8 protein-coding genes and 1 pseudogene are annotated in these 6905 nt (G+C 61.5%); all 9 read left to right on the plus strand.

Going from position 1 to position 6905, the window contains the following annotated elements:
* Positions 1–306 (plus strand): 30S ribosomal protein S12 (gene rpsL, locus Q427_RS25815; protein WP_043518290.1); only part of this gene is annotated, 306 nt, incomplete at its 5' end.
* Between the two features lie 125 nt (positions 307–431).
* Entirely contained in the window at positions 432–902 is a 471-nt protein-coding gene (gene rpsG / locus Q427_RS25820; protein WP_043518292.1) for a 30S ribosomal protein S7, read from the plus strand.
* A 42-nt stretch (positions 903–944) separates the two neighbouring features.
* Positions 945–3065 (plus strand): elongation factor G, encoded by a 2121-nt coding sequence (fusA, locus tag Q427_RS25825; protein ID WP_043518294.1) that lies wholly within the window; start codon positions 945–947, stop codon positions 3063–3065.
* A 32-nt stretch (positions 3066–3097) separates the two neighbouring features.
* Positions 3098–4290 (plus strand): annotated as a pseudogene (tuf, locus tag Q427_RS25830) (elongation factor Tu).
* 164 nt (positions 4291–4454) lie between these two features.
* Positions 4455–4766 (plus strand): 30S ribosomal protein S10, encoded by a 312-nt coding sequence (gene rpsJ / locus Q427_RS25835; protein ID WP_016419080.1) that lies wholly within the window; start codon positions 4455–4457, stop codon positions 4764–4766.
* A 150-nt stretch (positions 4767–4916) separates the two neighbouring features.
* A complete protein-coding gene (gene rplC / locus Q427_RS25840; protein ID WP_043518298.1) occupies positions 4917–5555 on the plus strand; it encodes a 50S ribosomal protein L3 in 639 nt (212 codons plus the stop codon).
* Positions 5556–5569: 14 nt separating this feature from the next.
* The gene (rplD, locus tag Q427_RS25845) at positions 5570–6175 is read left to right on the plus strand and encodes a 50S ribosomal protein L4 (RefSeq protein WP_043518300.1); all 606 of its coding nucleotides are present in this window, start codon (positions 5570–5572) and stop codon (positions 6173–6175) included.
* Complete coding sequence (gene rplW, locus Q427_RS25850; RefSeq protein ID WP_043518302.1) at positions 6172–6468, plus strand: 50S ribosomal protein L23; 297 nt, start codon at positions 6172–6174, stop codon at positions 6466–6468. The genes rplD and rplW overlap by 4 nt, the downstream gene beginning before the upstream one ends.
* A gap of 17 nt (positions 6469–6485) precedes the next feature.
* Positions 6486–6905, plus strand: a 420-nt coding sequence (gene rplB / locus Q427_RS25855) for a 50S ribosomal protein L2 (RefSeq protein ID WP_043518304.1), incomplete at its 3' end; no start/stop codon positions are given.

The raw sequence follows: 6905 nt of genomic DNA on the forward strand, positions 1-6905 counted from the left end.
CTGCAGGCCTGTCCGCAGAAGCGCGGTGTCTGTACCCGCGTCTACACCACCACCCCGAAGAAGCCGAACTCGGCCCTGCGTAAGGTCTGTCGCGTGCGTCTGACCAACGGGTTCGAGGTGTCGTCCTACATCGGTGGTGAGGGACACAACCTCCAGGAACACTCTGTCGTGCTGATCCGCGGCGGCCGTGTCAAGGATTTGCCGGGTGTGCGTTATCACACCGTTCGCGGCGCCCTCGACACTTCCGGCGTGCAGAACCGCAAGCAGGGCCGTTCCAAGTACGGCACCAAGCGTCCGAAGTCCTGATTGGCCTCGGTACGCATCCAGAATCAATTTCGGTCTGATAAGAGTAAGGCCGGGCGTCGCGAGCTCGAAAGAAGCGTGCGGGAGTTCCGGGTTTGCCTGAAAGACCCTTCGATAGAGGGCTTGTCATGCCTAGAAGAAGAGTAGTAGCCAAGCGCGAAATCCTGCCGGATCCCAAGTTCGGAAGTGAGCGCCTGGCGAAGTTCATGAACCACCTGATGTTCAGCGGCAAGAAGTCCACAGCTGAGCGCATCGTCTACGGTGCGCTGGACAAGGTTGCCGAGCGTAGCAAGGAAGAGCCGCTGGAGATCTTCGATCGCGCCCTGGAAGCCATCCAGCCGATGGTCGAGGTCAAGTCTCGCCGCGTAGGCGGTGCGACCTATCAGGTTCCGGTAGAAGTCCGCCCCTCGCGCCGTCAGGCGCTGGCCATGCGTTGGCTGGTGGATGCGGCGCGCAAGCGCGGCGAGAAGACCATGGTGCAGCGTCTCGCTGGTGAGATGCTCGACGCCGCCGAGGGCAAGGGCTCCGCGGTCAAGAAGCGTGAAGACGTGCATCGCATGGCCGAGGCCAACAAGGCGTTCTCGCACTACCGCTTCTAAGTGCGCTTCTAAACGCATCGCCAACCAACGGGGAGTTCCACCGTGGCTCGCAAGACTCCACTAAAACGCTACCGTAATATCGGCATCGTCGCCCACGTCGATGCCGGGAAGACCACCACGACCGAGCGCGTGCTGTTCTATACCGGCCTGTCCCACAAGGTCGGCGAGGTGCACGACGGCGCTGCTACCACCGACTGGATGGAGCAGGAGCAGGAGCGTGGCATCACCATCACGTCGGCTGCTGTCACCACCTTCTGGCAGGGCATGAACAAGCAGTTCGATGAGCACCGCATCAACATCATCGACACGCCGGGACACGTTGACTTCACCATCGAAGTCGAGCGTTCCCTGCGCGTGCTCGACGGCGCCGTGGTGGTGCTGTGCGGCTCGTCCGGCGTCCAGCCTCAGACCGAGACCGTCTGGCGCCAGGCCAACAAGTACGAAGTCCCGCGTATGGTGTTCGTCAACAAGATGGACCGCACCGGCGCCGACTTCTTCATGGTGGTTGACCAGCTGAAGCAGAAGCTGGGGGCCAACGCGGTGCCGATCCAGATCAACTGGGGCACCGAGGAAGAGTTCAAGGGTGTCGTCGACCTGATCACCATGAAGGCCATTCTCTGGGATGAAGCCAGCCTGGGTATGAGCTATGACCTCGTCGACATCCCGGCCGAGCTCCAGGAGACCGCCGAGAAGTATCGCGAGGAGATGGTCGAGGCGGCCGCCGAGGCCTCCGAAGAGCTGATGGAGAAGTACCTCGAGGGTGGTGAGCTGACCATCGAAGAGATCAAGGCCGGCCTGCGTAGCCGCACCTTGGCCAACGAGATCGTGCTCGTCACCTGCGGCTCGGCGTTCAAGAACAAGGGCGTGCAGGCCGTGCTCGATGGCGTCATCGAGTACATGCCGTCACCCACCGAGGTCAAGGCCATCGAGGGTGAGCTGGACGACAAGGATGGCACCATCGCCACCCGCGAGGCGGACGATAGTGCGCCTTTCGCCGCCCTGGCGTTCAAGATCGCCACCGATCCTTTCGTTGGCACGCTGACCTTCATTCGCGTCTATTCCGGGGTGCTCAACTCCGGCGACAGCGTCTACAACTCGGTCAAGCAGAAGAAAGAGCGCGTGGGTCGAATCGTGCAGATGCACGCCAACTCCCGCGAAGAGATCAAGGAAGTTCTGGCTGGTGACATTGCCGCCTGTATCGGCCTGAAGGACGTCACCACGGGTGATACGCTGTGCGATCTGAACGACAAGATCGTGCTCGAGCGCATGGAGTTTCCGGATCCGGTTATCTCCGTGGCCGTGGAGCCGAAGACCAAGACCGACCAGGAGAAGATGGGTGTCGCATTGGGCAAGCTGGCCCAGGAAGACCCGTCGTTCCAGGTCAGGACCGACGAGGAAACCGGTCAGACCATCATCTCCGGCATGGGCGAGCTGCACCTCGATATTCTCGTTGACCGCATGCGTCGCGAGTTCAAGGTCGAGGCCAATATCGGCAAGCCCCAGGTCGCCTACCGCGAAACCATTCGCGGCAGCGTCGAGCAGGAAGGCAAGTTCGTGCGCCAGTCTGGCGGTCGCGGCCAGTATGGCCACGTCTGGCTGCGTATCGAGCCGCTGACCGAGGCGGACAAGGGCGAAGACGAAGACATGCACTTCAAGTTCGCTTCCGAGATCGTCGGCGGTGTGGTGCCCAAGGAGTACGTGGGTGCCGTCGAGAAAGGGGCCTTTGAGCAGCTGCAGAACGGCGTCATCGCGGGTTACCCGATGATCGACGTCAAGGTCACGCTGTACGATGGCTCCTACCATGACGTGGACTCGAACGAGAACGCGTTCAAGGTTGCCTCTTCCATGGCGGTCAAGGAAGGGGCCCGCAAGGCCAAAGCCGTGCTGCTGGAACCGGTGATGAAGGTCGAGGTCGTGACCCCCGAGGAATTCATGGGTGACGTCATGGGCGACCTGAACCGTCGCCGCGGTCTGGTGCAGGGCATGGATGACTCTTCCTCCGGCAAGATCATCCGCGCGACGGTGCCGCTGGGCGAGATGTTCGGTTATGCAACCGATCTGCGCTCTCAGTCCCAGGGTCGTGCGAGCTACACTATGGAGTTCTCGAAGTACGACGAGGCGCCCTCCAGCATCGTAGAAGCCGTCATCAACCAGAAAGGTTAAACCGTTTTAGCTAACGTAAAGAGGTTATCGAAGTGGCTAAGGAAAAATTCGAACGTTCCAAACCGCACGTCAACGTCGGCACCATCGGTCACGTCGACCACGGCAAGACCACTCTGACAGCGGCCCTGACTCGTGTTTCTGCCGAGGTGTTTGGCGGCGACTGGCGCGAATTCGACACCATCGACAACGCACCGGAAGAGCGTGAGCGCGGCATCACCATCGCCACCTCCCACGTCGAGTACCAGTCCGAGCAGCGTCACTATGCTCACGTCGACTGCCCGGGGCACGCCGACTACGTCAAGAACATGATCACTGGTGCTGCCCAGATGGACGGCGCTATCCTGGTCTGTTCCGCTGCCGACGGCCCCATGCCGCAGACTCGCGAGCACATCCTGCTGTCGCGTCAGGTTGGCGTGCCGTACATCGTCGTGTTCCTGAACAAGGCAGACATGGTCGATGACGAGGAGCTGCTCGAGCTGGTCGAGATGGAAGTTCGCGAGCTGCTGAGCGAATACGACTTCCCGGGCGACGACACCCCGATCATCACCGGCTCTGCCTGATGGCGCTGGAAGGCAAGGACGACAACGGCATGGGTACCACCGCCGTTGCCAACCTGATCAAGGCCCTGGACGACTACATCCCGGAGCCGGAGCGTGCCATCGACCAGCCGTTCCTGATGCCGATCGAGGACGTCTTCTCCATCTCTGGCCGCGGCACCGTGGTCACCGGTCGTATCGAGCGTGGCATCGTCAAGGCTGGCGAGGAAGTCGAGATCGTCGGTATCCGTGACACCACCAAGACCGTCGTGACCGGGGTCGAGATGTTCCGCAAGCTGCTCGACGAAGGTCGTGCCGGTGAGAACGTCGGCGCCCTGCTGCGCGGCACCAAGCGTGATGACGTCGAGCGTGGCCAGGTTCTGGCCAAGCCGGGCTCCATCAACCCGCACACTGTCTTCGAAGCCGAGGTCTACGTGCTGTCCAAGGAAGAGGGTGGTCGTCACACGCCTTTCTTCAAGGGCTATCGTCCGCAGTTCTACTTCCGTACCACCGACGTGACCGGTACCTGTGAGCTGCCGGAAGGCGTCGAGATGGTCATGCCGGGCGACAACGTCAAGATGGTCGTCACCCTGATCGCTCCGATCGCCATGGATGACGGCCTTCGCTTCGCCATCCGCGAAGGCGGTCGTACCGTCGGCGCCGGCGTCGTGGCCAAGATCATCCAGTAATCGGTTTTCGCTGGAATGATCGAAGGGGGCTCCGGATGGAGCCCCCTTTCTGCGCACCGCAGGCAGAGTGTTTGACTCTCGCTTGCGACGTGCCTATAATGCGCATCCTTTGAATGCGTGGGTAGGCGGCAAGCGCCGTCGACATCCATTGGAGTTTAGGGCAAATGCAGAACCAGAAGATTCGCATTCGGTTGAAAGCGTTCGACCATCGCCTGATCGACCAGTCCGCCGCGGAGATCGTTGAAACCGCCAAGCGCACCGGTGCTCAGGTACGGGGGCCGATCCCGCTGCCGACCAATCGTGAGCGGTACACCATCCTGATCTCTCCGCACGTCAACAAGGACGCGCGTGATCAGTATGAGATTCGCACACACAAGCGTGTGCTCGATATCGTCGAGCCGACCGAGAAGACTGTCGATGCCCTGATGAAGCTCGACCTCGCCGCCGGCGTGGACGTTCAGATCAAGCTCGACTGACTACACTAGACACCCCGCGGCCCAGCGCTCATACGCCAGACATGAGCAGCAGCCGCCACGCCGGGATGGCGTCATACAACGTGCTAGTGGAATGCTCTGGAAAGGGCAGCCATAGCGGGTGATAGCCCCGTACACTAAAGGAGACTGAGAATGACTATCGGTTTAGTCGGTAGAAAGGCCGGTATGACCCGCGTCTTTACCGAAGATGGCGCCTCTGTGCCCGTAACCGTGATCGAGGTTGAGCCGAATCGCGTCACCAGCGTCAGGTCTGTCGAAGCCGACGGCTACGCAGCGATTCAGGTCACAACCGGCTCCCGCAAGGCCAAGCACCTCACCAAGGCCCAGGCAGGTCAATATGCCAAGGCGGGTGTCGAGGCCGGTCGTGCGCTGATGGAGTTCCGCCTTGCAGAAGGCGACGAGGCTCCGGCAGTGGGCGGCGAACTCACCGTATCCCTCTTCGAAGCTGGTCAGATGGTTGATGTGACCGGCACCTCCAAGGGCAAGGGCTTCCAGGGCGCCGTCAAGCGCTGGAACTTCCGTACCCAGGATGCCACCCACGGCAACTCACTGTCGCACCGCGCGCCGGGTTCCATCGGCATGTGTCAGACCCCAGGTCGTGTCTTCAAAGGCAAGAAGATGGCCGGCCAGATGGGCAATGTCCGCTGCACCGTGCAGAGCCTGGAAATTGTCCGTGTCGACGCCGAACGCAACCTGCTGCTGATCAAGGGTGCCGTGCCCGGTGCTACCGGCAGCGACGTCATTGTGCGCAGCGCCGTCAAGGCTGGCTGAAGGGGATAGAACCGATGAATCTGAATCTAGCTGCAGGCGCGGGCACTGTCGAAGTCGCCGACGCCACCTTTGGCAAGGAATTCAACGAGGCGCTGGTTCACCAGGTCGTCACCGCCTATCTGGCCGGTGGTCGCCAGGGTACCCGCGCCCAGAAGAACCGTTCCGACGTGCGTGGCGGTGGCAAGAAGCCGTGGCGCCAGAAGGGCACCGGTCGCGCTCGTGCCGGTACCATCCGCTCGCCCCTGTGGCGTAGCGGTGGTGTGACCTTTGCGGCTCGCCCGCAGGATCACTCCCACAAGGTCAACCGCAAGATGTACCGTGCGGCCATGCGCGCGATTCTCTCCGAACTGGTTCGCCAGGAGCGCCTGGTGGCGATCGACGAGATCACCGTCGAAGCGCCGCGGACCAAGGAGTTGGTGGCCAAGCTCAAGGAGCTGAACCTCGAGAAAGTGCTGATCGTCACCGAGGAGGTCGACGAGAAGCTCTATCTGGCCGCCCGCAACATTCCCAACGTGGATGTGGTGGATGTGGCTGCCGCCGACCCGGTGAGCCTGATCGCCTTCGACAAGGTGCTGGTCACCGTCTCTGCTCTGCGTAAATTCGAGGAGAAGCTGGCATGAACCAGGAACGCGTATTCAAGGTTCTGCTCGGTCCGCACGTGACCGAGAAGGCCGCTTTCGCCGCTGAGAACAACCAGTACGTGTTCAAGGTGGCCAGTGACGCGACCAAGCCGGAAATCAAGCAGGCCGTTCAGGTCCTGTTCGGCAAGAAGGTCGATCGCGTCCAGGTATTGAACGTCAAGGGCAAGACCAAGCGCTCCGCGCAGGGTCTGGGCCGTCGCCAGGGTTACCGCAAGGCTTATGTGTCCCTGGCCGCCGGTGAGACGCTCGAAGACTTCACTGGCGCCGAATAAGGGCAGGAGTACGGATCATGGCAATCGTCAAGACAAAACCCACATCCGCCGGTCGTCGCCACGTCGTCAAGATCGTCAGCGAGGATCTGCACAAGGGCAAGCCCTATGCACCGCTGCTCGAGAAGCAGTCGCGCTCCGGTGGACGTAACAACAACGGTCGCATCACCACTCGTCACGTGGGCGGTGGTCACCGTCAGCATTATCGGCTCGTGGACTTCAAGCGCACCAAGGATGGCGTTCCCGCCGTCGTCGAGCGCCTGGAATACGACCCGAATCGTAGCGCCCATATCGCGCTGCTGAAGTATCTGGACGGCGAGCGTCGCTACATCATCGCGCCCAAGGGCGTGAAGGCCGGCGACCGTCTCGAGTCTGGTGTCAACGCGGCGATCAGGAAAGGTAACACCCTGCCGCTGCGTAACATCCCGCTGGGTTCCACC

The organism is Halomonas sp. BC04 (assembly GCF_000568385.1).